This is a genomic window from Streptomyces sp. SAI-127 (genome assembly GCF_029894425.1).
Taxonomy (GTDB): domain Bacteria; phylum Actinomycetota; class Actinomycetes; order Streptomycetales; family Streptomycetaceae; genus Streptomyces.
Window position 1 is genome coordinate 9,420,455 of the sequence record NZ_JARXYJ010000001.1, and the last position, 23,215, is coordinate 9,443,669.

Below are 23,215 nucleotides of genomic sequence, written 5' to 3' on the forward strand. Positions count from 1 at the left end.
AGCCCCGCCCGCAACGTCCCACTCCTTTGACGAAGAACGAGGTTCCCGATGACCGAAACCGTCCTGGTGACCGGTGGCGCCGGCTTCATCGGCAGCCACACCTGCGTCGAACTGCTCGCCCACGGCTACGAAGTCGTCGTCGTCGACAACCACGTCAACAGCTCTCCCCACGCCCTGGAGCGCATCACGAAGACCGCGGGCCGACCGCTCGCCGCCGCCTACCAGGTCGACGTGCGCGACCGATCCGCCCTCGCGCAGGTGTTCACCACGCATCAGGTGGACGCGGTCATCCATTTCGCCGCCCACAAGGCGGTCGGGGAGTCGGTGGCGCTGCCGGTCGAGTACTACGACACGAACGTGGGCGGCACCTGCGCACTGCTGTCGGTCATGCACGAGCACGCCGTCCGCCGGCTGGTCTTCTCCTCGTCGTGCTCCGTCTACGGCGACGCGCGGACCGTGCCCCTGACCGAGCAGAGCCCCGTGGCGCCCACGAATCCCTACGCCCGCACCAAGCTGACGTGCGAGCGGATCCTGGAGGACGTCTGCGCCCGTCTGACGGACATGAAGGTGCTCGCCCTGCGCTACTTCAACCCGGTCGGAGCCCACCCCGCCGGACTGCTCGGGGAGGACCCGCAGGGCGTCCCCGACAACGTCATGCCGTATGTCGCCCAGGTCGCCGTGGGCCGACGGGAGCGGCTGAACGTCTTCGGGGACGACTACCCCACGCCGGACGGCACCGGAGTGCGGGACTACATCCACGTCATGGATGTCGCCGAAGGACACCGGGTGGCCCTCCAGCACCTGGACGACCGCACGGGCATGCGGGTGTTCAACCTGGGCACGGGCACCGGCACCTCCGTCCTGCAACTGGTCGCGGCCTTCGCAGAGGCGAGCGGCCGGCCCATTCCCTACCAGGTCGTCGACCGCCGACCCGGCGACGTCGCCGAGCTCGTCGCCGACGCGAGCGCGGTGGCCGAGGCCTGGGACTGGACCACCACGCGTGACCTCGCCGCCATGTGCCGTGACGCCTGGCGGTTCCAGGAACTCAACCCCCACGGCTACGCCCGCTGACCCGTCGACTCGGCGGCCCCAAGACAGGAGTACTCCCATGCGGTTGACCGTGATCGGTACGGGCTACCTAGGAGCCGTGCACGCCGCGTGCATGGCGGACATCGGACACGACGTCCTCGGTGTCGACACCGACAGCGGGAAGATCGCGGCGCTGGCGGCAGGCCGGGCGCCCTTCTTCGAACCCGGCCTGCCGGAGATCCTCATCCGCAACACCCGGGCCGGGCGGCTGCGTTTCACCACCTCCCTGCAGGAGGCCGCCGACTTCGCGGACGTGCACTTCGTGTGCGTCGGCACACCGCAACGCGCCGACTCCCTCGCCGCCGACCTGCGCCATGTCGAGGCGGTCGTCGACGGTCTGGCACCGCTTCTCACCCGCGACAGCCTCATCGTCGGAAAATCGACCGTGCCGGTGGGCACCACCCGGACGCTCACCCGCAGGGTGACCTCCCAGGTCCGCCCGGGCGTCGACGCCGAGGTGGCCTGGAACCCGGAGTTCCTGCGCGAGGGATTCGCCGTCCAGGACACGCTGCGCCCCGACCGGCTGGTCGTGGGAGTCACCTCGCCCCACGCCGACCGGACACTGCGCGACGTCTACGAACCGATGCTGCGGGCCGGTGTCGCCTACGTCAGCACCGATCCGGCCACCGCGGAGCTGGTGAAGGTCGCCGCCAACTCCTTCCTGGCGACGAAGATCTCCTTCATCAACGCCATGGCGGAGGTGTGTGACGCCTCGGGCGCCGATGTGGTGACCCTGTCCGAGGCCCTCGGCCATGACGCCCGCATCGGGCGTGCCTTCCTGTCCGCGGGCCTCGGGTTCGGCGGCGGCTGTCTGCCCAAGGACATCCGCGCGTTCCTCGCTCGGGCCGAGGAACTGCAGGTGGGGGAGGCCGTGTCCTTCCTGCACCAGGTCGACCAGATCAACCACCGGCAGCGGCGGCGGACCGTCGACCTGGCCCGGCTGCTCCTGGGCGGTGAGTTCGCCGGACGGCGGGTCGCGGTGCTGGGCGCCACGTTCAAACCCGACAGCGACGACGTGCGGGACTCGCCGGCGCTGGCCGTCGCCGCGGAGATCGTCGCCCAGGGCGCCGACGTCCGCGTGCACGATCCGGAGGGCATCGACAACGCGCGGCTGGCACTGCCCGGACCGTCCTACGCCACGGACGTCATGGAGGCGTGCCGGGACGCGGATCTGGTGCTGCACCTGACCGAGTGGCGCCAGTACCGGGCACTGGACCCGGTGAAGCTGTCCCAGGTGGTCCGGGCCCCGCGGATGATCGACGCGCGCAACGCCCTGGACCCGGTCCTGTGGCGGGAGGCCGGCTGGCACGTCCGCGCCCTGGGCCGCCCGGTCCACGTTCCGACGCCGGGGCCGGGCGACACCCTTCGGGTGACGATCCCTCAGGCGGGCGGACCGGTCTCCACGGCTCCCACGCCGGGCGATCCGCTCAGCGGCGCTCCGAAGTAGTCCACCTGCCCGGGGTCGATCCCCATGGCCCGCAGGTCCACCGCGGCAGCGGCCAGCGTGTCGACACACCGTCCCGCGAGTGCGCCGCGCGTCGGTTCGCTGCCGCGCAGGTTCGGACCGGCCGCGGGCACCGGGGCCTGGGCGAGGCACGGGTTGCGGTCGGTGCCGGTGGGCTGCGCGCCCACCGACTCCTGACTCGTCGCCTGGCGCCACGTGGCCATGTCGCGGTACTCGCGGCCGCCCCACAGCAGGGCCCAGTTTCCCGAACTGTGGTAGTCGTTGCCCTGCATCAGCACGGACGACGCGTCGAAGGCCCCCTGCGCCGCGACGACGGGCGAGCCGTCCGTGACGAACACGTTGTTGCGCACGGTGACGCCGCGCAGGCTGGGCTCGAGCCGGAGCGCCGGTGCGCGGACGGCGCCGTTCGCCGTGGTCAGCACCGTGTTCTGGTAGATCGAGAGGTCGGCGACCCGCCATCCCAGCGCGACGATGCCGCCGTAGTGCGGGAGCTTGCGGCCGTCGTTGTGGCTGATGTTGTACCGGATCGTGTTGTCCCGGTGCGCCGTGTTCGGGGCGGCGGAGTAGGCCAGGAAGCCCGAACCGTCGTTCCCGTAGGCCAGGTTGTACTGCACCAGCGAGTGGGACACGTTGTTGTCGAGGCCGAACCCGCCGCCGTCCACCGTGGAACCGGTGTGGTTGCGGTAGGAGACGTTCCTCTCCAGCGTCATCCACGACGAGTCGTAGGTCCAGATGCCCTCGGGACCCTCGACGGCGTCCGGCGAGGACGAACTCCCGTTGTCGTGGCTGACGGACCGCTCCACCCTGCCACGGTGGACACTGCCGAGGACGATGCCGCTGCCGGTGTTGCGGTCGGACGCGAGGGGGTCTCCGACATTCCGGTACGCCGTCACCCTCGACACCGTCACCTCGTCGTGGGCGTAGGCGGGCGCGTCCGCGGAGAAGGGCGGGCCGTCCGCCACGAGACCGGCGTCCTGGTTGTCGTGCAGTGCGCAGTCACTGATCACCACGTCGCGGAAGCCGGATGCCTCGGTGCCGCCGTGCAGCCGGAGGCCGTTGCGGAAGCCCGACACCTCGACATCCGAGACCCGGACGTACGGCAGCTTCCGGTCGCCGGGCAGGTCGTTGACGAAGGCGATGCCCTCGTGCGATCTGAAGGACGCGGCGTCGCCGACGAGGGTCAGGTCACGGACGACGACGCCGCTCGTGTTGTGCACCTCGATGGCGCGCGTGCCGCGGGCCGCGATCGTCGCGCGGCCCTCTCCGTAGGATTCGATCACGACGGGCTTGCGGGCGTTGCCGGCGTCCCCCTGACCGATGGTCAGTCTGCCCGGGAAACGTGCCCCCGCCTTCAGCCGCAGCCGGTCGCCCGGCTTGAACCGCAGGGCGTCGGCGCGCAGGAGTGTGCGCCAGGCGGTCTGCGGTGTCCGACCGTCGTCGCGGTCGTCTCCCTGCGGACTGAGATAGAACGTTCGTCCGTCCCTGGGGTTCTCCAGCAGGGGTACGTACGGGGCGGGCGCGCTGCACCCGGCCAGCAGCAACGCCGTCGCGCACAGGCCGGCCGCGGTACTTCGCCGCAGCGGACCGGCGACCGCCCTCGTGCTCTTCCGGTGGGCCGACCGCTGCAAGCCGGTGGCTCCGTCGCCTTCGTTCCGCTGGCGCAACATCGCTCCTGTCTGCTCGATGGCCGAGCGGACCCCGATTCATGGAGGCCGCAGACTCACCCTGACGTGTGAGGCCGGGATCAGCGGGCCAGCACGCGGAGTTCGGTTCAAGACATGCCTGATTGGCCTCCTGCCGGTACCGCCGGCGGAGACCCGGAGACGCTCGCGAGACAGGCGTGCGGCATGATGACGCTCATGTCCTCGCAGTTCCAACCGGTCCTGGAGCGCATCGCCGCCGAGATCGAACGGACCCCCGGCCGCGGCCGGCCCGCCGACTACATTCCCGCGCTCGCGGCCTGCGACCCGCGCAGTTTCGGCATGGCCGTGGCCGAGCTGGACGGCACGGTGTACGGGGTGGGCGACTGGCGGGAGCCGTTCTCCACGCAGTCCATCACCAAGGTCTTCACCCTCGCCCTGAACCTGGCCCGCGAGGGCGACCAACTCTGGGAGCACGTGGGCCGTGAGCCCTCCGGCAACCCCTTCAACTCCCTGGTCCAGCTGGAGTACGAGAACGGCATCCCGCGCAACCCGTTCATCAACGCGGGCGCGCTGGTGGTCACCGACCGCCTCCACACCCGTACCGGCGACGCGACCGGCGAACTGCTCGCCTTCCTCCGCTCGGAGTCCGGCAACCCCGCCCTGGACTTCGACAAGGAGGTCGCCGCCTCCGAGTCCGCGCACGGCGACCGCAACGCCGCCCTGGCCCACTTCATGGCGTCGTACGGCAACATCGGCAACCCGGTCCCGGTCCTGCTCGACCAGTACTTCCGGCAGTGCTCCCTCCGGGCCTCCTGCGCCGATCTCGCCCTGGCCACCACGTTCCTGGCCCGGCACGGCGTGCGCGCCGACGGCACGCGACTGCTCACCCAGAGCCAGGCCAAGCAGGTCAACGCGGTGCTGCTGACCTGCGGGACGTACGACGCGGCGGGTGACTTCGCCTACCGCGTGGGCCTGCCCGGCAAGAGCGGTGTGGGCGGCGGCATCATCGCGGTGGTCCCGGGCCGCTGCACGCTGTGCGTATGGAGCCCGGGTCTGGACGAGCGGGGCAACTCCGTGGCGGGGGTGGCGGCTCTGGACCGGTTCACGACGCTGACGGGTCTCTCGGTGTTCTGAGAAGCGGGTGAGCGCATCCCGGACCCGACCACGCACCGGTCATACCCCGGTCGTCACCTCGTCGCCTTCCAGCCACCCGAAACTGACACGCTGCCGATGTGTTGGCCAAGGTTCCCGTAGATCTCCGTCGCTGCCAGATCCTCGGTCTGGTCGGCACCGCCTTCCTCGCCGCAGGTGGTGAGACCTCAGGGGCTCTGCCCGTCCGCGAACTCCTCACCCCTGCCTCGCCCCAAGCGGCACTCGGCCTGGTCGGTGCCTATTTCGGCGTCGTCCTGCTGATCGCGGCCTGGCTCCTCCTCGGCCGCCTGGTGCGCAGCCCCGACAAGCGGCCCGGCACGCGCGAGCTCATGGCCGTCCTCGTCATCTGGTCCGTCCCGCTGCTGCTCGCACCGCCCCTGTTCAGCCGGGACGTCTACAGCTACCTCGCCCAAGGCGCCATGGCCGACGCCCACATGGACGTCTACAGCCATGGCCCGGCCCTGCTCGGCGGTCCCCTCGCGGACGAGGTCGCCCCGATGTGGCGCAACACGGCCGCCCCGTACGGCCCCGTGTTCCTCGGCGTGGCCTCCGCGCTGGCCAAGGCGTCCCACGGCGAACTCCCGGCCGGTCTGCTCGGGATGCGGCTCGTCGCCCTGCTCGGCGTGGCTCTGATGGCGGCGGTCCTGCCGCGCCTGGCCCGCCACAGCGGCGCGGATCCGGCCGCCGCGCTCTGGCTCGGTGCCCTCAACCCGCTCGTGCTGCTCCACTTGGTCGCGGGTGCCCACAACGACGCCGTGATGCTCGGTCTGCTCGGCCTCGGCCTGGTGGCCGCCCTTGGCCGGTGGCCGATCCTGGGCGCGGTCCTCGTGACGCTCGCCGCGCTGGTCAAGGCGCCCGCCGCCCTGGGGCTGGCGGCGATCGTCGTGCTGCGGATCCGGGCCGGTGACCACCCGGCGAGGGCCGTCCTGACGGCCGTCGTCTCGGCAGCCGCCACCACGGTCGCCGCCACGGCCGTCGCGGGCACCGGCTACGGCTGGATCGGCGCCCTCGACACCCCCGTGTCATCCGGGAACTGGGCCCTCACCAGCCTTCTCGGCCGCGCCACCGGAGCCCTGCTGGAACGTCTCGGCAGCGACCTGGCCCCGCTGGCCGTCCCGGCCTGGCACGCCCTCGGCGTCGTGACCGCCGTCGCCGTCATCGGCCACATATGGCTGCGCCTTCGCCCGCGCCCGGTCTACGCCCTGGGCCTGAGCCTCGCCACCGTCGCCGCCCTCGGCCCGGCGATCCGCCCCTGGTACGCCCTGTGGGGACTGTTCCTGATAGCGGCTGCCGCGCCCAGCGCCTCGGTACGGCACCGGGTGGCCGCCGTGACGGGCGTGCTCGCGCTCGCCACCCTCCCGAGCGGCGGCCCGGCCGACGCCGGGCAACTCGTCCTCGCCGTCTCCGGAGGCGTCCTCGCCCTGGTCGTGCTCGTCCAGGCCCACCAGACGGCCCAGGCCCCGGTGACGGGGCGTACGGCATGAGGGCGCCGACCACGGATCGCGGCCGACTGCTGCTGGTCCTCGCCGCCGTCACAGCCGTCACCGCCTTCACGGCGACCGTGCCGCTCCTGCGCGACTGGTTCGACCTGCGCGTCTACCACGGAGCCGTCGACACCTGGGTCCACCACGGCGGACGGCTCTACGACTACCGGGTGCCGGGGACGACGTACGGCTTCACCTACCCGCCGTTCGCGGCCGTGGCCATGCTCCCGATGGCCCTTTTCGACCTGCGCACCGCGATCGCGGTGGGCCTGCTGCTCAACCTGGCGGCACTGGCCGTCGTCGTGCGCCTCCTCACCGGCCGGGCCTGGCGGCGGCACGGCTGGTACGGCTGCGCTCTCGGCGCCTGCGTGCTCGCACTGTTCGAACCGCTGCGCGACACCTTCAGCTTCGGCCAGGTCAACCTCCTGCTGCTGGCGCTCGTCCTGGTCGACGCGTGGCTGCTCGCGACGGGCCGGGGACGCCGGGCCGGTGTCGGTATCGGTCTGGCCGCCGCGGTGAAGCTCACGCCGGCCCTCTTCATCGGCCTGCTTCTGGTCGCCAAGCGCTGGCGCGCGGCGGCGGTCGCCACGGTCGTGGCCCTGTCTGCGACGGGGTTCGCGGCCGTCGTGGCCCCGGACGCCTCGCGCTTCTACTGGACCGACGCCATGTGGGACACGACCAGGGTGGGCCGCCTCGACTATGTCTCCAACCAGTCGCTGCAGGGCATCCTGGCGCGGCTCGGCGAACCGGACCGCGCGGTCTGGGCGGTGGCCGTGGTGCTGACCCTCGGCGTGTGGGCCGTACGGGGCCGGCGGGCCGTGGTGGCGGGGGACTGGGCGGCCGCGTTCGCGCTGACCGGTCTGACCGCGTGTCTGGTGAGCCCGATCACCTGGGTGCATCACCTGGTGTGGCTGCTGCCCTCCTTCGCCGTGCTCGTGCGTACCGGGCACCTGCGGATCGCGGGCGCCCTGTACGCCGTGCTGTGCACCAGCGTGGTGTGGCTGTGGTTCGACGACGCGTCGGGCATCGACGGCTTCCTCGGCAGCAACACCTACACCTGGATCACCCTCGGCCTGCTGCTGTGGCTGCCCGTCGGTCAGCCGCGAGCCGAACGCCCGACCCGGGACCCCAACGCCACGGCCATCGACCCCGCACCGATTCCGGCGGCGCCCAGGATGGCCCAGGTCTCCAGCCAGCCCGGCCCGTCGTCATCGTCCGGTGCGACCGCCGCCGCGACCGGTACGGCCTCGGGCCCCGGCCGCGGTCTCGGTCTCGCCCGCAGCGCGTCCAGCGAGCCCACCGGATCCACCCGCCCGGCCGAGCCGAACCCCCAGTCGAGCAGCCGGCGCGCCTCCTCGTAGACCGCGAAGCCACCGCCCGACTGTGGGTTCATCACCGTTACGACCAGCGTCCGGCCGCCCCGGCGGGCGGCGGCGACGAGCGTGTTGCCGGCCTGACTCGTGTAGCCGTTCTTGATCCCGATCAGCCCGTCATAGGGCTCCACCCCGTCGGCGCCGGTCAGCAGCCGGTTGGTGTTCCGGATCCCGTACGACCATCCGCCCCGGCCGGGGAACCTCGCCTCGGCCGTGCCGCAGTACCGCGCGAAGTCCGCGTTGCGCAGCCCCGCCCGGCCGAAGACCGCGAGGTCGTACGCGGAGGAGACCTGCCCCGGGGCGTCGTAGCCGTCGGGGGAGCGGACGTGGGTGTCTCGGGCGCCCAGGGCGCGCGCCTTGGCCTGCATCCGGGTGGCCGTCGTACGCCAGCCGCCGCTGAGCCGGGCCAGCACGTGCACGGCGTCGTTCCCGGAGTTGAGGAAGACCCCGCGCCACAGGTCGGCTACCTGGTAGGTCCGCCCCTGGGCGACCCCGACGAGGCTGCTGCCGGGGCCGATGCCCGCGAGGTCCTCCGCACCGACCGTGTGCCGGAGGCCGCCGGGCAGCACCGGCAGGACGGTCAGGGCGAACAGGGTCTTGAGCGTGCTGGCCGGTGGCAGCCTGCGGTGGGCGTCGTGCGCCGCGAGGACCTCCCCGCTGTGGGCGTCGGCCACCACCCACGACAGCGCGGACACGTCCGGGACCCGGGGCGCGTCCCGGTGCGGCCGGACCTGGGTGCCGGAGTGGTACAGCAGGTCGGGCGAAGCGGCCGCGGCCCCTGGTCCGCCGGGCGCGGCTGGGTCGGAGCCCGTGCGCGCGGCCGCCGTCGCCGGGGCGCACACCAGCAGTCCCGTCATGCACAGTGCGCAGGCCGAGACGGCAAACCGTGAGGGAAATCCGATAGTCATACCGCAAAGCTAGGAACGGACTGGCCCTCCACCGCGCTGGCCGGGCCGTGGGGCGGCCACGAGCACCCGGATGCCGCACGCTTGCCCGGCGTGTCGCGGAGTGCGCGGGCTAGCCGGTGGGCAGTGTCGGCTGGATCCGGCGCAGGAACGTCGCGTTGTCCGGCGTCTCGCGCATGCGCTCCAGGAGGGTCTCCAGATTGGCCTGTCCGTCCCGGCTCTGCAGTGCCCGGCGCAGACCGTGCACGGTCGCCAACTCGGCCGGGGGCAGGAGGAGTTCCTCGCGGCGGGTGCCGGACGGGTTGATGGCCACGGCCGGGAAGACGCGCCGGGAGGCGAGCTCGCGGTCCAGCCGGAGCTCCATGTTGCCGGTGCTCTTGAGCTCCTCGAAGTAGAAGTCGTCGGCGCGCGAGCCGGTCTCCACCAGGGCGGTGGCGAGGATGGTGAGCGAGCCGCCCTCCTCGGCGAGCCGGGCGGCGCCGAAGAACTTCTTCGGCCCGATCAGCGCGGTGGCGTCGACGCCACCGCTGAGGGTGCGGCCGTTGCCGGGGGCCGCGTTGTTGTGGGCCCGGCACAGCCGGGTCAGGGAGTCGAGCAGGATCACGACGTCCTCGCCGGCCTCGACGAGCCGCTTGGCCCGTTCGATCACCAGCTCGGCGAGCGCGATGTGCTCCTTGGGCGTGCGGTCGAACGTGGAGGCGTACACCTCGCCGCGCACGGAGCGCCGCATGTCGGTGACTTCCTCGGGGCGTTCGTCGAGCAGTACCACCATCAGGCGGCACTCGGGGTGGTTGCCGGCGACGGCGGCCGCGATCTGCTGGAGCAGTACGGTCTTTCCGGTCTTGGGCGGGGCCACGATCAGCCCGCGCTGGCCCTTGCCGACGGGTGCGATCAGGTCGGCGACCCGCCCGGTCAGGCCGGACGCCGGGTGTTCGAGACGGATCCGCTCGCGCGGGTGCAGCGGAGTCAGGTCCCGGAAGGCCCGGCGGTTGCTGCCGGGCGTGCGGCCGTTGACCCGGGCGACCTCGGTGAGGGCGCGCTGGGTGCCGCGCACCCCGTCGACGAGGTCCCCCTTGCGCAGGCCGAACCTGCGGATCAGCGCGGGGGAGACCTGGAGGTCGGTGGGTGAGGGCAGCAGGCCGGCGGCGCGAAGGTGGCCCTTCCCGCTCGCGTCGATGTCGAGAACGCCGGTGACGGCCCGGACCGGGGGCTGCTGCTGGACTGGAGGGTGTTCGAGAGTGGTGGTCATGGTGGTCTGTCCTTTCGAGGACGGAAGGCATGGGACATGCGGAAGGAAGGGGGGAAGCCGCGAGAGGGAAGGCGGACAGCGCCTTCGGCGGCGGGAAACAGCACCTCGGGTGTGGCAGGGCCACTGATCACGAGATGGTGAGGAGAAGCCGGTACATCGACCGGCGAACTGAGGAGGAACTGGCACCGGCGCCCACAGCAGGGCGTACACAAGTGCTGTCGGCAGAATAGCACGCGACTGTCAGCGATGGGCCAGAAGTCCGTAGAGAAGCGGGATCCGCGGCTCGGGAAGCCGCCACCAGCCGGACGGCGTGCGGTTCATGTGGGGCCAGCGGGGCCACGGCAGCTCCTCGCTCTCCCGGAGCCGCCGGACACTCAGTCCCGCTTCCGTCAACGCGCCCAGGACCTCACCTATTCCGTGCATCCACTCGTAGCTCTCGGTGGCCCCCTCGACGGGCGGGCCGTCGGTGTAGGTGTGGGTCGCGTCCCGGTGCACGGGCCCCTCGCCACCCAGGTAGTCGTGGCGCAGCAGCAGCTCGGGTCCCTCGCCCGGTGCGGGCTTCGGGCCCAGCGAGTTGAGCAGCGGATGGAACTCGACGACGTACAACAGGCCGCCCGGACGCAGCAGTTGGGCGATCACGCCTGCCCATCGCTCGAGGTCGGGGAGGTAACACAGGGCGCCTTTGCCGGTGTAGACGACGTCGAAGCGTCGCCCGCCCAACGCCTCCACGGCGTCGTAGACGTTCGCCTGCACGTACTCGACGGCCACGCCCGCCCGCGCCGCGATGCCGGCCGCGGCCGCCACCGACGCCTCCGAGAAGTCGAGCCCCACGGCGCGGGCGCCGCGGCGGGCCAGGGCGAGAGTCTCGGTGCCGAGATGGCACTGGAGGTGGAGCACGTCACGGCCGGCGAGGTCGCCGAGGTCCTCCCACTCGAAGGCGGCGAACCAGCGCTCGGGATCGAGGTCCTGGTCGAGGCCGTAGAACCGGCTGGCGAGGTGGACGGGGGTGCGGGCGTCCCAGTTGGCCTGGTTGGCCCGCATCAGCCGCGCCTGCTCGTCGGACGTCATGGCACCATCCAACCGCGAACCGGGCCGCGACGCGCCGGATCTCCGGTCCCTCATTTTTCGTGCGCGTCGGGTGTCGATTCGAGTCGGTCCTGTTCGTCGGGTGGGTGTAGGAAGCTCATGAGGACCGGGAGGATCCATGAAGTACATGCTGCTCGTCTGCGGCGACGACACCAACGACGCCTCGGGCATGGCCCCCGTCGAACCCTGGGTCGAGGAACTCGGCGACCGTGGCGTACGGCGGCACGGGCACCGGCTCGCGCTGCCCGCCGACGCGGTCACCGTGCGGGTGCGCGGCGGTGAAGTACTGCGCACCGACGGGCCGTTCGCGGAGACCAAGGAGTACGTCGCCGGCTTCGACATCCTGGAGTGCGACAGCCTGGAGGAGGCGGTCGAGGCGGCCGCGAAGCACCCCGTGGCCACGATCGGCGCGATGGAGGTGCGGCCGTTCTGGGAGGACGAGGACGCCGAGGGGGAGATCCGCCGCCTCGACGCCGAACTGACGGACGCGGCCCGCACCGGGGACGTCGAGCGGACGGTCGCCTGCTACGCGCCGGACGCGGAGATCGTGGCGCAGGGCCGGCACCACAGGGGCGCCGAAGCGCTCCGCAAGGCTCTGACGGAGGCGTCCACCGGGCCGGTCACCCGCGAGGTACTGGAGTTCCGGGTCCACGTCGACGAGAGCATCGCGTTCGGCCACGCCCTCATCCGCAGCGACGGAAACCTGCTGCGCGTCACCACCGGCTACCGCAACGCCGGGCCGCGCTGGCTGATCGTCCACGAACACGTCACGGAGGCCACGTCATGAAGTACGCCCTGCTGATCTGCACCCCCGTCGGCGGCGAGGAACTGAGCCCCGCCGAGATCGCCGACGACCCCCGCTTCTCCTCCTACATCGAGGAGGTCCGCAGCCGCGACCTCGTCAAGGGCGGCGCCCGTCTGCGTCCCGCCTCCGACGCCACCACCGTGCGCGTCCAGGGCGACGAGGTCCTGCTCACCGACGGGCCGTTCATCGAGTCCAAGGAGTACATCGCCGGCATCGACCTCATCGAGGTCGCCGATCTGGACGAGGCGATCTCCCTCGCGTCCCGGCATCCGGCGGTGCTCGGGGGCGGCTCGGTGGAAGTACGGCCAGTGTGGGAGTGAATGCTGAGGACGCGGTCGCAGCCGCCTTCCAGGAGGAGTGGGGCCAGGTCGTCGCCACCCTGATCCGGGTGACCGGCGACTGGGACCTCGCCGAGGAGTGCGCGCAGGACGCCTTCGCCCAGGCCCTCGACCGGTGGCGGCGCGACGGCGTCCCGCGCCGCCCCGGTGCCTGGCTCACCACGACCGCCCGCCACCGGGCCATGGACGTGCTGCGCCGGGAGGCGGTCGGGGCACGGAAACTACGGGAGGCGGCGATGCTCACGGCACCCGAGGAGCCGTACGACGACAGCGGTGTCCAGGACGACCGGCTGCGGCTGATCTTCACCTGCTGCCACCCCGCGCTGCACATCGAGGCCCGGGTGGCCCTGACCCTGCGCACCCTCGCGGGCCTGACCACACCGGAGATCGCCCGCGCCTTCCTCGTCCCCGAGGCGACGATGGCACAGCGCCTGGTGCGCGCGCAAGAAGAAGATCCGCAACGCCGGCATCCCCTACCGCGTACCGCCCGCCCACCTCCTGCCCGAGCGCACGACCGGCGTGCTCGGCGTGATCTATCTGCTGTTCAACGAGGGGTACGCGGCCACCTCGGGGGCCGATCTCGTACGACGGAACCTGTGCGCGGAGGCGATCCGGCTGGCCCGCGTGCTGGCCCGGCTGATGCCCGACGAACCCGAGGCCCTCGGTCTGCTCGCGCTGCTGCTTCTGCACGACGCCCGCCGCGAGACCCGCGTGGACGCGGACGGTGAACTGGTGACGCTGGAGGAGCAGGACCGCACCGCGTGGGACCACGCCGAGGTCGACGAGGGCGCCGCCCTGCTGGAGACCGCGCTGCGCCGCGGCCGTCCCGGGCCGTACCAGATCCAGGCCGCCATCGCCGCCTGTCACACCACCGCCGCCACGGCCGAGGACACCGACTGGGCCGACATCGCCGCTCTCTACGGCGAGCTGGTCCGCTTCGTGCCCTCGGCCGTGGTCCGCCTCAACCGTGCGGTGGCCGTCGGCATGGCGGAGGGCACGGAGGCGGGACTGGCGCTGGTCGCGGAACTGGAGCGGGAGGGTGAGCTGAGCGGCTACCACCTGCTGCCGGCCACGCGCGCCGACCTGCTGCGCCGCAGCGGCCGTACGACCGAGGCGGCGCAGGCGTACGAGCGGGCCCTGGAGCTGGTGGAGAACGACGCCGAGCGGCACTTCCTCGAAAAACGCCTCGGGGAGTGTCGATCCCCGTAGCTGCCGTTCGTCGGTGGGGTGAAGGCAGCCCCGAGACACCGGAGGCCCCCATGACCGCCGCCGACTCCCGCCGCTGGTACGCCCTTTGTCTGCTCTGTGTCGCCGGTTTCATGGTGATCCTGGACGCGCAGATCGTCGTCTTGGCCCTGCCGTCGATCGCTGACGGCCTCGGCTTCTCCGCGAGCGGCGCTCAATGGGTGATGAGTGCCTATCTGCTCAGCTTCGGCGGACTGCTGCTGCTCGGCGGGCGGGTCGCGGACCTGCTGGGCCGTCGCCGGGTCTTCATGACCGGCACGCTGCTGTTCGGGCTCTCTTCGCTGCTGTGCGGGTTCGCCGGTACCGCGGCCGTGCTGGTCGGCGCGCGTGCCGTGCAGGGCGTCTCGGCCGCCGTCATGGCGCCCACCGCGCTGTCGATCCTGCTGAACACCTTCGAGGAGGGCCCCGAGCGCAACAAGGCCCTCGCCCTGTGGTCCGGCAGCGGCGGCTTCGGCGCCACCGCCGCCCTGCTGATCGGCGGCCCCCTCACCGACGTCCTCGGCTGGCAGTGGGTCTTCTTCCTCAACGCACCCGTCGCCCTGGCCATGCTGGCCCTGAGCCCGCTGCTGCTGCGCGAGAGCCGCACCGAGGCGCGCACCCGCTCCTTCGACCCGATCGGCGCCCTCACCGCCACCGGCGCCCTGGTCGCCTGTGTGTACGCCGTCGTCGAGGCACCCCGCGCCGGATGGCTGTCGCCGCGGACGACGGGCCTGCTGGCCCTCGCCGTCGTCCTCGCCCTCGTCTTCCTGCGTACCGAGTCCAAAGCCGCGGCCCCGCTCGTCCCCCTGCGCCTGCTGCGTTCCCGGACGGTGAGCGGCGCCAACCTGGTCGTGTTCCTGCTCGGTGCCACCGCCTTCGGGATGTCGTACACGCTGTCCCAGTACGGCCAGGGCGTCCTCGGCTGGTCCCCGCTGCGCTTCGGCCTCGCCAACGTCGTGATGCCGCTGGGCGCGGTCGTCGGGTCGTACGCCGGACAGGCCCTGGTCACCCGGATCGGCGCCCGGCCCGTCGCCGTGGGCGGACTGTCGCTGTCCGCACTCGCCGCCCTGCTGCTGTCCGGGGTGCCGGTGGGCGGCGGCTTCCTGCGCGACCTGCTCCCCGCGCTGCTGCTCTTCGGACCGGGCGTCGGGGCCTGCGCGGTCGCCGGGTCCATCGCCGCCCTGACCGGCGTCGGCGAGCGGGACTCGGGAGTCGCCTCCGGCATCCAGACGGCCGCGTTCCAGATCGGCGGCGCCTTCGGGGTCGCCGTCGTCACCTCCGCGAGCGTGTCGCACACCGTCGGCACCGAGCGGCTCGCGGCCCTGACGGCGGGCTATCAGGCGGCGTTCACCGCGTGTGTCGCGCTCGCGGTGGCCGGCATCGGCTGCGCGCTGGTGCTGCTGCGCGCGCCGCGGAGCCGGACCGCGGAGCCCCTGCCGAAAGCCGACGTCGCGCGCCGTCGAGTGCGTTCGTGATCGCCTTCACCGGGCACGGGTGCGCTCGCCCTGACCGGCGCGTGAGAGCAGGAGCCCTCAGCTCAGGAAGCGGACGCGGACCGTGCCTCCGCCTCCTTCGCGATCTGCTCGAACCGCGCCCCCATGGCCGCCGCCAGAGCCTGTGCGCCCGACAGCGGACGGACCATCACCATCAGCCGGTCGATGAGGCCGCTCTCGTCGAGGTGGATGAAGTCGCAGCCGTCCAGCGCCCGTTCGCCGACCCGGGTCGCGAACACCAGCGCGTGGTCGCGGCCGTCCTCGCTGCTCAGCTCGCTCACATAGCGGAAGTCCTCGAAGACCTTGATGACGGTGCCCAGGATCGCCGCCGTGATGGCCTTGCCCTCATACGGCTTGAACACCACCGGACTCGTGAAGACCACGTCCTCGGCCAGCAAGGCCTCCACGGCGTCGAGGTCACCGGCTTCGACTGCTTCTCGGAACGCTCGCATCGAGCCTCCATAGTCAATTTGTTGAGTAGGTGTGGAGTAGATTAATCACCTGCTGCTAGCGTGTCCATATGTCGCTCAAGTACGCCGTCCTGGCGGCCCTGCTGGAGGGCGAGGCCTCGGGCTACGAACTGTCCAAGTCCTTCGACGTCTCGCTGGCGAACTTCTGGCCCGCGACACCTCAGCAGCTCTACCGCGAGCTGGAACGACTGGCGCAGGACGGGCTGATCGAGGCTCGCGTGGTGCAGCAGGAACGCAGGCCCAACAAGCGGCTGTTCACCCTCACCGAGACCGGCCGATGCGAGCTGAGCGCGTTCGCCGCCGAACCGCCCCGCAGACCGGCCGCCCTCCGTGACGAGTTCCTGATCAAGATCCAGGCCATGGACGGCGTCGACCCCGAGGCCACCCGGGCGCTGGTCGAGGAGCGCATGTCCTGGGCGCGTGGGAAACTCGCCCGCTATGAGCGTCTACGGGAGAGGCTTCTGGACGGCCGCACCGAAGAGCGATATCTCGCGGAGGCCGACCGGATCGGCCCCTACCTCACGCTCATGGGCGGAATCACCCTCGAAACGGACGTCATCCGCTGGTGCGAGCGCGCTCTTGCCATTCTGAAACGCCGCGCTCCCCTAAGCTGACGCGGATGTTCAGCCCAGAAGGCCCCAGCCTCCGTGAACTCGCCGTGCAGGCGCTGTCGTCCGTCGAGCGCGGCTACGACCTGCTCGCCCCCAAGTTCGACCACACCCCCTTCCGTACGCCGGACTCGGTGCTGGACGCCGTCGCGTCCGCGCTGCGCCGCATGGGCCCCTTCGACGCCGGGCTCGACCTGTGCTGCGGTACCGGCGCCGGAGCCCGGGTGCTGACCCGGGTCTGCCGGGAGAGCGTGACCGGGGTCGACTTCAGCGCCGGTATGCTCGACGTGGCCCGACAGCGGACGCGGTCCGGGGGGCCGCGGGTGTCCTGGGTACGGGGTGACGCGCGCGCCCTGCCGTTCGCCCCCGCCTCCTTCGACCTCGTCGTGAGCTTCGGAGCCTTCGGCCACTTCCTGCCTGCCGAACTGCCCGGCCTGTTCGCCCAGACCCGCGAGGTGCTCCGGCCGGGCGGCACTTTCGCCTTCCCGGTCGTCGCCCCGCCCCGCCCCTCGTCTCCCGCCTACTGGACGCTCCTCGGTTTCGACGCCGCGATGCGGGTGCGCAACGCCCTCTGGCGACCGCCGTTCGTCATGTACTACCGGGACTTCCGGCTGGGGGACGTACGACGGGAACTGGAAGGGGCAGGCCTCCGGGTGGAGCTGTACGCCCTGCCCGAGTTCGGCGTGCGCCGGGACGGCAGCCCACGGGTCCGGATGGTCGTGGCGAGGCGTCCGGTCCAGGCGGCCCGGATGCCCACCTTGTCCGGGCCGTCGTGAACCCTCGCGGACGTCCCGCCGTCACAGCACGCTGTACAACGCGTCGATCAGCGCCATCTTCCGGGGATCGTCGGCTATGTGAGGACCCATCCGGTTCATCACATAGCCCAGTGAGACCCCCGCCTCCGGATCGGCCAGACCGCAGGATCCGCCGAAGCCGTCATGTCCGAAGGCCTGCGGATTCGGCCCGTACGAGCCGTTCGGCCCGCTGAGCCACAGGCCGAGCCCGAGCTCCGTATCGCTGCCGAGTCCCGCGCCCAGGACCAGGTCGCGGCACCTGCCCTGGCTCTCGCGGACCCGCTCGGCGGCCTCGGGGGACAGGACCCGGTGGCCGTCGTGGGCACCGCGGCCCGCGAAGATCCCGTAGAGCGCGGTGACGGCCCGGGCGGTGCCGTGGCCGTTCGCGGCGGGGATCTCGGCGGCTCGCCACTCGGGCGTGTTCGCCTCCGCCGCTCCCGCCCCGGGGTTGGCCAGCGCGGCGATCGCCGCGGGCGCCAACTGGGCGAAGATCGCGGCCTGTTCGCTTGCCGACGCGGCCGGCGGATGCACCAGCTCGGCGGCCCGCCCGGCCTCCTTCTCCGGCAGTCCGATGGTGAAGTCGATGCCGAGCGGCCCCGTCACCTCCCGCTCCAGGAAGGCGCCCGGCAGCAGCCCCGAGACCCGCCGGACGACCTCCCCGACCAGGAAGCCGTACGTGAACGCGTGGTACCCGGACACCGTGCCCGGCTCCCACCAGGGCTCCATCGCGGCGAGCCGCTCCGTCGTCAGCTCCCAGTCGAAGAGCTCGGCGAGGGAGTGGGGCTCGCGCAGCCCGGACAGCCCGGCCCGGTGCGACAGCAGGTGCCGTACCAGGACCTTCTCCTTGCCCGCGGCGGCGAACTCCGGCCAGTAGGCGGCCACCGGGGCGTCGAAGTCGAGCAGGCCCCGGTCGGCGAGGATGTGGGCGCACAGGGCCGTCGGGCCCTTCGTCGTCGACCACACGTTGACCAGCGTGTCGCGCTCCCAGGGGCGGGTGCGGGCCGCGTCGGCCCAGCCGCCCCACAGGTCCACGACCATCTCGCCGCCGACCATGACGCTCACCGCTGCGCCCAGCTCGGCACGGTCCCGGAAGTTCTCCTCGAACGCCGTGCGCACTGCCATGAAGCGCTCGTCGCAGTGGCCGTGGACAAGTGGCTGGTGCTCGGACATGGGCCCTCCGTCGTCGCCGGAAGCCCGGGCCGCGACGCGACCCGGGCTCCCAGAACATACCGACTGGTCGGACTGGGTGGAAGGCATCCGGCAGGACTCAGGCGTAGGAGCGCAGCCAGCCCAGCTTCGCCGCCTCCTGGTAGGGGCCGCCGCCCTCATGGTCGTTGAAGTCGTAGACCTCGATGGCCTTGTCGTCGTGGCCCCAGGCGTTGAAGGCCGCGAAGACGGTGGAGGGCGGGCAGGTCTGGTCCTCCAGGGCCGCAGAGAAGAGCGCCGGCGCACGGCCGCGGCTCGCGAAGTGCACGCCGTCGAAGTAGGCGAGGGTGCCGAGGACGTCCTCGAAGCGGCCGCGGTGCGTCTTGAGATAGAGGCCGATCTCCCGGTACGGGTGACGGTCCGTCACGGTCGCCGCGCGCGGGAAGTCGCACAGGAAGGGCACGTCCGGGGCGACCGCCGCCAGATCCGGGACCAGGCCGCCGACCGCGATCGAGATGCCCCCGCCCTGGCTGCCGCCGAGCACGACCGTGCGTGCCGGGTCGGTCAGCGGGTGTGAACGGGCCGCCTCCACCGCACGCACCGCGTCCGTGAACACCCGGCGGTAGTAGTAGTTCTCGGGCGCGTCGATGCCCCGCGTCATGAACCCGGGGTACGCGGGCGCGCCGGCCACCGGATCCGCGGTGCCGCCACCGCCGCCCCAGGCACTGCCCTGACCCCGGGTGTCCATCACGAAGTGCGCCCGGCCCGTCGACGCCCACAGCAGATGCTCGTGCGGCAGACCGCGCCCGCCGCCGTACCCGATGAACTCCACGACCACCGGCACCGGGGCGGAGACCTCGGCGGGGATCGTGAACCAGCCCTTGACCGGGTGGCCGCCGAACCCGGCGAACGTCACGTCGTACACCTTGACCGTGGTCAGGCCGGTGTCGACGAGGTCGAAGCGGGCGTTCAGGTCGAACTCGCGGGCCTCCTGGAGGGTCTTGGACCAGAACGCGTCGAAGTCCTCGGGCTCGGTGGACTCGCTGCGGTACTCGCGCAGCTCGTCGATGGGGAGGTCGAACAGGGCCATGTAGGACCGCCTTTGCGAAAGGGACAGTGCCGGATGATCACACCGTACGTGCGTGGTCGGACGACTCGCCAGGCCTTTTGCGGCACCGGCTGGCTACCATGACGCCATGTCGACAGCCGTGGATCTGCTGGTCAAGGACGCCGGACTGCTGGTCGTGGACGGGGAGCGGGAGATCGCCGGCGGCTGGCTGGCCGTCGCGAATGGTCGGGTCACCGCAGTCGGCACCGCGGGCACCGAGCCCGAGGCCCGGACGACCCTCTCGGCGGCCGGCCGCCTCGTCACCCCGGGCCTGGTCAACACGCACCACCACATCTACCAGAACCTCACCCGCTCCTACGCCCCCGCGGTGAACGGCTCCCTCTTCGACTGGCTGACCACCCTCTACCCCCTGTGGGCCGCTCTCGACGAGGAGGCCGCCTACGTCTCGGCGTACGTCGGCATGGCCGAGCTGCTCATGGGTGGCTGTACGACGTCCTCGGACCATCTCTACGTCCATCCGCGCCCCCACCTCGTGGACGCGGAGATCCGTGCCGCGCGGGACATCGGCTTCCGTTTCCACGCGACGCGGGGTTCGATGACCCGCTCGGTGGAGGACGGCGGGCTCCCGCCGCGGAGCGTCACCCAGACCGACGAGGAGGTCCTCGCCGACAGCGAGCGACTCATCAAGGCGCACCACGACGCCTCGCCGGGCGCGCTCATCAGGGTCGCCCTCGCTCCCTGCTCCCCGTTCTCCGTCACCAAGGAGCTGATGACGGCGACCGCCGAACTCGCGGAGCGCCACGACGTCCGGCTGCACACCCACCTCGCCGAGGACCGCGACGAGGACACCTACTGCCTTCAGACGTACGGCTGCCGGCCCGTCGAGTACTTCGAGGAGACCGGCTGGATGAGTGAGCGCACCTGGGTCGCGCACTGCATCTACCCGAACGACGCCGAGCTGCGCCGCCTCGCGGCCGCGGGTGTCGGCGTGGCCCACTGTCCGAGCTCCAACATGCTCATCGGCGGGGGGACCGCGCGGGTGGCGGAGATGCGCGAGCTCGGGATGCCGGTCGGTATCGGCTGCGACGGTTCGGCCTCCACCGACCACGCCTCGCTCTGGATGGAGACCAGGGGAGCGCTGCTGCTCGGCCGTTACCGGGGTGGACCCGGCGCGATGACCGCACGCGACGCGCTCGACCTAGCGACCAGCGGCTCGGCGCGCTGTCTGGGCCGCGCGGACGAGATCGGTCACCTGCGCCCGGGGGCCTGCGCCGACCTGGTCGTCTGGGACCTGCACGAGGTGGCGCTCGCGGGCGCGCTGACCGACCCGGTGGAGGCGTGGCTGCGCTGCGGTCCGGCCCGCGCCTGGACCACGGTGGTCGGCGGGCGGATCCTCGTGGAGCGGGGTGAACCCGTGCTGCCGGGGCTCCCGGACGCGCTGCGCACGCACGGGAAGATCGCGCGCCGGATGCAGCAGGGGGCGTAGGCGTCGGCCGTCCGAGGGAGCCGGCCGGGCGTGCTCGGTCCGGCCCGGCGCTTGGATCACGGTGGTCGGCGGGCGGATCCTCGTGGAGCGGGGTGAACCCGTGCTGCCGGGGCTCACGGACGCGCTGCGTACGCACGGGACGATCGCGCGCCGGATGCAGCAGGGGGCGTAGGCGTCGGCCGTCGGTGAGGACGTGAGGGAGCCGGCCCGGACCGCTCGGTCAGGCCCGGCGGCGGGTCCACAGTGGTTCGGTGAGAGCCCAGTCCCGTTCCCACTCGGCGAGCCGGTGGCGGGCCGCCGCACCGCGGACGAGTGTGTGGCCGAGGAGGATCACCGCGATCGCGGCGCCCGCGCCACAGGCACCCATCGTCACCGTGTGCTGCCAGACCGCGGTCTCGTCCGGCGGCGGGGCCACGCTCCGGCCCCGGGAGTCGAACCACACGTCGACCTTCTCGCCCTGGTCGGTACCCGTCGGGACCCGGGCGGTGGCCGTCTTCGCGGCGCCACCGGCCTCCGTCCAGCGCACGGTCACCCGGTAGGAGCGCTCCCGGCCGCCCTGGACCGTGGGCAGCGAGTCCGGGACCCTGCCGACGACCTCCGCGCGGACCCGGTGGCGTTCGGAGCGCTGCGCGGCCGCCACCGCACGGGCGTCGTCATGGGCCCACCAGCCCACGACCGCGCCCACCAGCGGGGCACCCAGCAGCATCAGAGCAGTGACGGCCAGCACCGTCCACGCCTCGACGACGTCCGACCGGCGCCTGAGCGGATTACGCCGCCAGCGCCAGCCGCGCACCCGGGTTCGCATGTCGACCTCCGCACCACGCCCGCCTGCGAGTGGTCACACAGATGTAGTACCCCTCCATCCGCGTCGTTCACTTGTGGGGGAGCGCACATGCGCACCACCGTCAGCCGAAGCGCTCGATCCGGATACGGTCCACCGGCTGACCGGCCTCCACCAGCAGCCGCGAGGCGTGCTCGGCGAACGCGTTGGATCCACACACATAAGCCTCCCACCCACCCTCGGGCTGCGCAGCCAGGAGCGGCGCCACATGTGCGGCCGCCATACGTCCCACCGGCACCCCCTGGGGAGCGCTCCGAGTGAACACAGGGATCGTCTCGGCGCCCAACTCCCGCGCGTAGATGAGTTCCTCGGGGCTGCGCGCCGACACCAGCAGCCGCAGCGGCACGGACAGCCCTCGCGCCCGGTGGTGCCGCACCATCGACATCAGCGGTACGACCCCGGAGCCGGCCCCGATCAGCAGCGCGGGCCGGTCGCCGGGCCAGGCGAAGAACCCGCTGAGCGGCCCGCGCACCTCGACCTCGTCACCGGGCTCCGCCACCTCGTGGAACCACCCCGAGACCTCACCGCCCTCGACACGGTCCAAGGTCAGCTCGATGTGCCCGGAGTCCTCCGGCGGGGAGGCGATCGAGTAGTGGCGCTGGGCCGTGTAGCCGTCCTCGGCGGTCAGCCTCAGCATCAGATGCTGGCCGGGCAGATGCCCCTGCCAGGAGGGCACCGCGAAACGGAACGTGGCGGCGTACGGGGTCTCGCGGCGGACCTCGGTGAGCGTGGCGGTCTGCCACTCGGCGGCGCGGTTGCTCACCTCGATACGTCCTGGCACCGCGAACCGCGTGACGGGGGCGAAGGTCTCAGTCACCGGAGTACCGCTGCTCCTCCCACGGGTTGCCCCGCGCGTGATAGCCGTTCTGCTCCCAGAAACCCGGCTCGTCGTGATCCAGCAGCGTCAGCCCCGCCACCCACTTGGCGCTCTTCCAGAAGTACAGGTGCGGCACCAGCAGCCGCGCCGGCCCGCCGTGTTCGGCGGGCAGCGGCTTCCCGTCGTACTCCCACGCGATCCACGCCCGCCCGCCGGTCAGGTCCGCGAGCGGCAGGTTCGTGGTGTACCCGGTGTGCGAGTACGCGACGGCATGGGTGGCGGACCCATGGGGCCGGACCACAGCCAGGAACGCGTCCAGCGACACACCCGCGAACCGCACCCCGAACTTCGACCAGCTCGTCACGCAGTGGATGTCGCCCTCGTAGGCCGACGCGGGCAGCGAGTGCGCCTCGTCCCAGTCCCAGGTGCGCGGCTGTTCGACCAGTCCGTCCACCCGGAACGTCCAGTCGGCGGGCGAGAGGTCCGGCGTGACCTCGGCGGAGAGCACGGGCCAGTCGTCGCCCGCGTCGTACTGGCCCGGCGGGAGCCCGGTGTTCTGGGCGCGGGGGCGTCCGGTGAAGCCTCGGGTGACGTTCATGCCTTAAACCGTACGCTGTCGCCGCACCCTGCTCCGTCCCAGGTCAGTGCCCCGATCATTGCGGCCGTATGAACACTGGG

At 72.1% G+C, this 23,215-nt stretch carries 20 protein-coding genes and 2 pseudogenes; 12 read left to right on the forward strand and 10 right to left on the reverse strand.

Annotation, left to right across the window (positions count from 1 at the left end):
- Positions 1-48 precede the first annotated feature (48 nt).
- Together galE and M2157_RS43120 are read left to right on the forward strand one after the other, a co-directional pair.
- Positions 49-1,071: a UDP-glucose 4-epimerase GalE gene (galE, locus tag M2157_RS43115; protein WP_280867898.1), complete on the forward strand. Its 1,023-nt coding sequence runs from the start codon at positions 49-51 to the stop codon at positions 1,069-1,071.
- Between the two features lie 37 nt (positions 1,072-1,108).
- On the forward strand, positions 1,109-2,536 hold the full coding sequence (locus M2157_RS43120) for a UDP-glucose/GDP-mannose dehydrogenase family protein (RefSeq protein ID WP_280855712.1): 1,428 nt from the start codon (positions 1,109-1,111) through the stop codon (positions 2,534-2,536).
- On the opposite strand, the gene M2157_RS43125 is transcribed toward M2157_RS43120, so the two are convergent.
- Positions 2,470-4,221: a right-handed parallel beta-helix repeat-containing protein gene (locus tag M2157_RS43125; protein WP_280867899.1), complete on the reverse strand. Its 1,752-nt coding sequence runs from the start codon at positions 4,219-4,221 to the stop codon at positions 2,470-2,472. The genes M2157_RS43120 and M2157_RS43125 overlap by 67 nt on opposite strands.
- A 180-nt stretch (positions 4,222-4,401) precedes the next feature.
- Between M2157_RS43125 and M2157_RS43130 the strand changes: the two genes are divergently transcribed.
- The 3 genes from M2157_RS43130 (at position 4,402) to M2157_RS43140 (ending at position 8,194) form a co-directional block, all read left to right on the forward strand.
- A complete protein-coding gene (locus M2157_RS43130) occupies positions 4,402-5,331 on the forward strand; it encodes a glutaminase (RefSeq protein ID WP_280858917.1) in 930 nt (309 codons plus the stop codon).
- A gap of 98 nt (positions 5,332-5,429) precedes the next feature.
- Positions 5,430-6,833 carry a polyprenol phosphomannose-dependent alpha 1,6 mannosyltransferase MptB gene (mptB, locus tag M2157_RS43135; RefSeq protein WP_280867900.1) on the forward strand — a complete coding sequence of 468 codons (1,404 nt, stop codon included), beginning with the start codon at positions 5,430-5,432 and terminating at the stop codon, positions 6,831-6,833.
- Positions 6,830-8,194: a glycosyltransferase 87 family protein gene (locus M2157_RS43140; protein ID WP_280855709.1), complete on the forward strand. Its 1,365-nt coding sequence runs from the start codon at positions 6,830-6,832 to the stop codon at positions 8,192-8,194. The genes mptB and M2157_RS43140 overlap by 4 nt, the downstream gene beginning before the upstream one ends.
- A 35-nt stretch (positions 8,195-8,229) precedes the next feature.
- Here M2157_RS43140 and M2157_RS43145 read toward each other — a convergent pair.
- From M2157_RS43145 to M2157_RS43155, 3 genes and pseudogenes are all read right to left on the reverse strand, one after another.
- Positions 8,230-9,114: pseudogene (locus M2157_RS43145) on the reverse strand (serine hydrolase); the annotation flags it as partial.
- A gap of 109 nt (positions 9,115-9,223) precedes the next feature.
- Positions 9,224-10,360, reverse strand: coding sequence for a transcription termination factor Rho (gene rho / locus M2157_RS43150; protein ID WP_280855708.1), 1,137 nt, complete (start codon positions 10,358-10,360; stop codon positions 9,224-9,226).
- 240 nt (positions 10,361-10,600) lie between these two features.
- Positions 10,601-11,428, reverse strand: coding sequence for a class I SAM-dependent methyltransferase (locus M2157_RS43155; protein WP_280867901.1), 828 nt, complete (start codon positions 11,426-11,428; stop codon positions 10,601-10,603).
- Between the two features lie 136 nt (positions 11,429-11,564).
- Here M2157_RS43155 and M2157_RS43160 point away from each other — a divergent pair, with 136 nt between their 5' ends.
- From M2157_RS43160 to M2157_RS43175, 4 genes and pseudogenes are all read left to right on the forward strand, one after another.
- Entirely contained in the window at positions 11,565-12,233 is a 669-nt protein-coding gene (locus tag M2157_RS43160; protein ID WP_280867902.1) for a YciI family protein, read from the forward strand.
- Positions 12,230-12,571 (forward strand): YciI family protein, encoded by a 342-nt coding sequence (locus tag M2157_RS43165; protein WP_280867903.1) that lies wholly within the window; start codon positions 12,230-12,232, stop codon positions 12,569-12,571. The genes M2157_RS43160 and M2157_RS43165 overlap by 4 nt, the downstream gene beginning before the upstream one ends.
- Positions 12,568-13,798 (forward strand): annotated as a pseudogene (locus M2157_RS43170) (RNA polymerase sigma factor). The gene M2157_RS43165 and the pseudogene M2157_RS43170 overlap by 4 nt, the downstream one beginning before the upstream one ends.
- 50 nt (positions 13,799-13,848) lie before the next feature.
- Entirely contained in the window at positions 13,849-15,288 is a 1,440-nt protein-coding gene (locus M2157_RS43175; RefSeq protein WP_280867904.1) for an MFS transporter, read from the forward strand.
- A 62-nt stretch (positions 15,289-15,350) separates the two neighbouring features.
- Here M2157_RS43175 and M2157_RS43180 read toward each other — a convergent pair whose 3' ends face one another.
- Positions 15,351-15,758 (reverse strand): nuclear transport factor 2 family protein, encoded by a 408-nt coding sequence (locus tag M2157_RS43180; RefSeq protein ID WP_280855703.1) that lies wholly within the window; start codon positions 15,756-15,758, stop codon positions 15,351-15,353.
- A 68-nt stretch (positions 15,759-15,826) separates the two neighbouring features.
- Here M2157_RS43180 and M2157_RS43185 point away from each other — a divergent pair, with 68 nt between their 5' ends.
- A complete protein-coding gene (locus M2157_RS43185; protein WP_280867905.1) occupies positions 15,827-16,390 on the forward strand; it encodes a PadR family transcriptional regulator in 564 nt (187 codons plus the stop codon).
- A 5-nt stretch (positions 16,391-16,395) separates the two neighbouring features.
- Positions 16,396-17,160 (forward strand): class I SAM-dependent methyltransferase, encoded by a 765-nt coding sequence (locus M2157_RS43190; RefSeq protein ID WP_280867906.1) that lies wholly within the window; start codon positions 16,396-16,398, stop codon positions 17,158-17,160.
- 21 nt (positions 17,161-17,181) lie between these two features.
- On the opposite strand, the gene M2157_RS43195 is transcribed toward M2157_RS43190, so the two are convergent.
- Both M2157_RS43195 and M2157_RS43200 read right to left on the reverse strand, forming a co-directional pair.
- Positions 17,182-18,348: a serine hydrolase domain-containing protein gene (locus tag M2157_RS43195; RefSeq protein ID WP_280867907.1), complete on the reverse strand. Its 1,167-nt coding sequence runs from the start codon at positions 18,346-18,348 to the stop codon at positions 17,182-17,184.
- Between the two features lie 97 nt (positions 18,349-18,445).
- Positions 18,446-19,414: an acetylxylan esterase gene (locus M2157_RS43200; protein ID WP_280855698.1), complete on the reverse strand. Its 969-nt coding sequence runs from the start codon at positions 19,412-19,414 to the stop codon at positions 18,446-18,448.
- Between the two features lie 106 nt (positions 19,415-19,520).
- Between M2157_RS43200 and M2157_RS43205 the strand changes: the two genes are divergently transcribed.
- Positions 19,521-20,879 carry an 8-oxoguanine deaminase gene (locus tag M2157_RS43205; RefSeq protein WP_280867908.1) on the forward strand — a complete coding sequence of 453 codons (1,359 nt, stop codon included), beginning with the start codon at positions 19,521-19,523 and terminating at the stop codon, positions 20,877-20,879.
- A 220-nt stretch (positions 20,880-21,099) separates the two neighbouring features.
- Here the strand turns inward: M2157_RS43205 and M2157_RS43210 are convergent, their stop codons facing one another.
- From M2157_RS43210 to M2157_RS43220, 3 genes are all read right to left on the reverse strand, one after another.
- Positions 21,100-21,684: a hypothetical protein gene (locus M2157_RS43210; RefSeq protein ID WP_280855696.1), complete on the reverse strand. Its 585-nt coding sequence runs from the start codon at positions 21,682-21,684 to the stop codon at positions 21,100-21,102.
- Between the two features lie 100 nt (positions 21,685-21,784).
- Entirely contained in the window at positions 21,785-22,537 is a 753-nt protein-coding gene (locus M2157_RS43215) for a ferredoxin reductase (RefSeq protein ID WP_280867909.1), read from the reverse strand.
- On the reverse strand, positions 22,530-23,135 hold the full coding sequence (locus tag M2157_RS43220) for a sulfite oxidase-like oxidoreductase (protein ID WP_280867910.1): 606 nt from the start codon (positions 23,133-23,135) through the stop codon (positions 22,530-22,532). The genes M2157_RS43215 and M2157_RS43220 overlap by 8 nt, the downstream gene beginning before the upstream one ends.
- Positions 23,136-23,215: the final 80 nt, after the last annotated feature.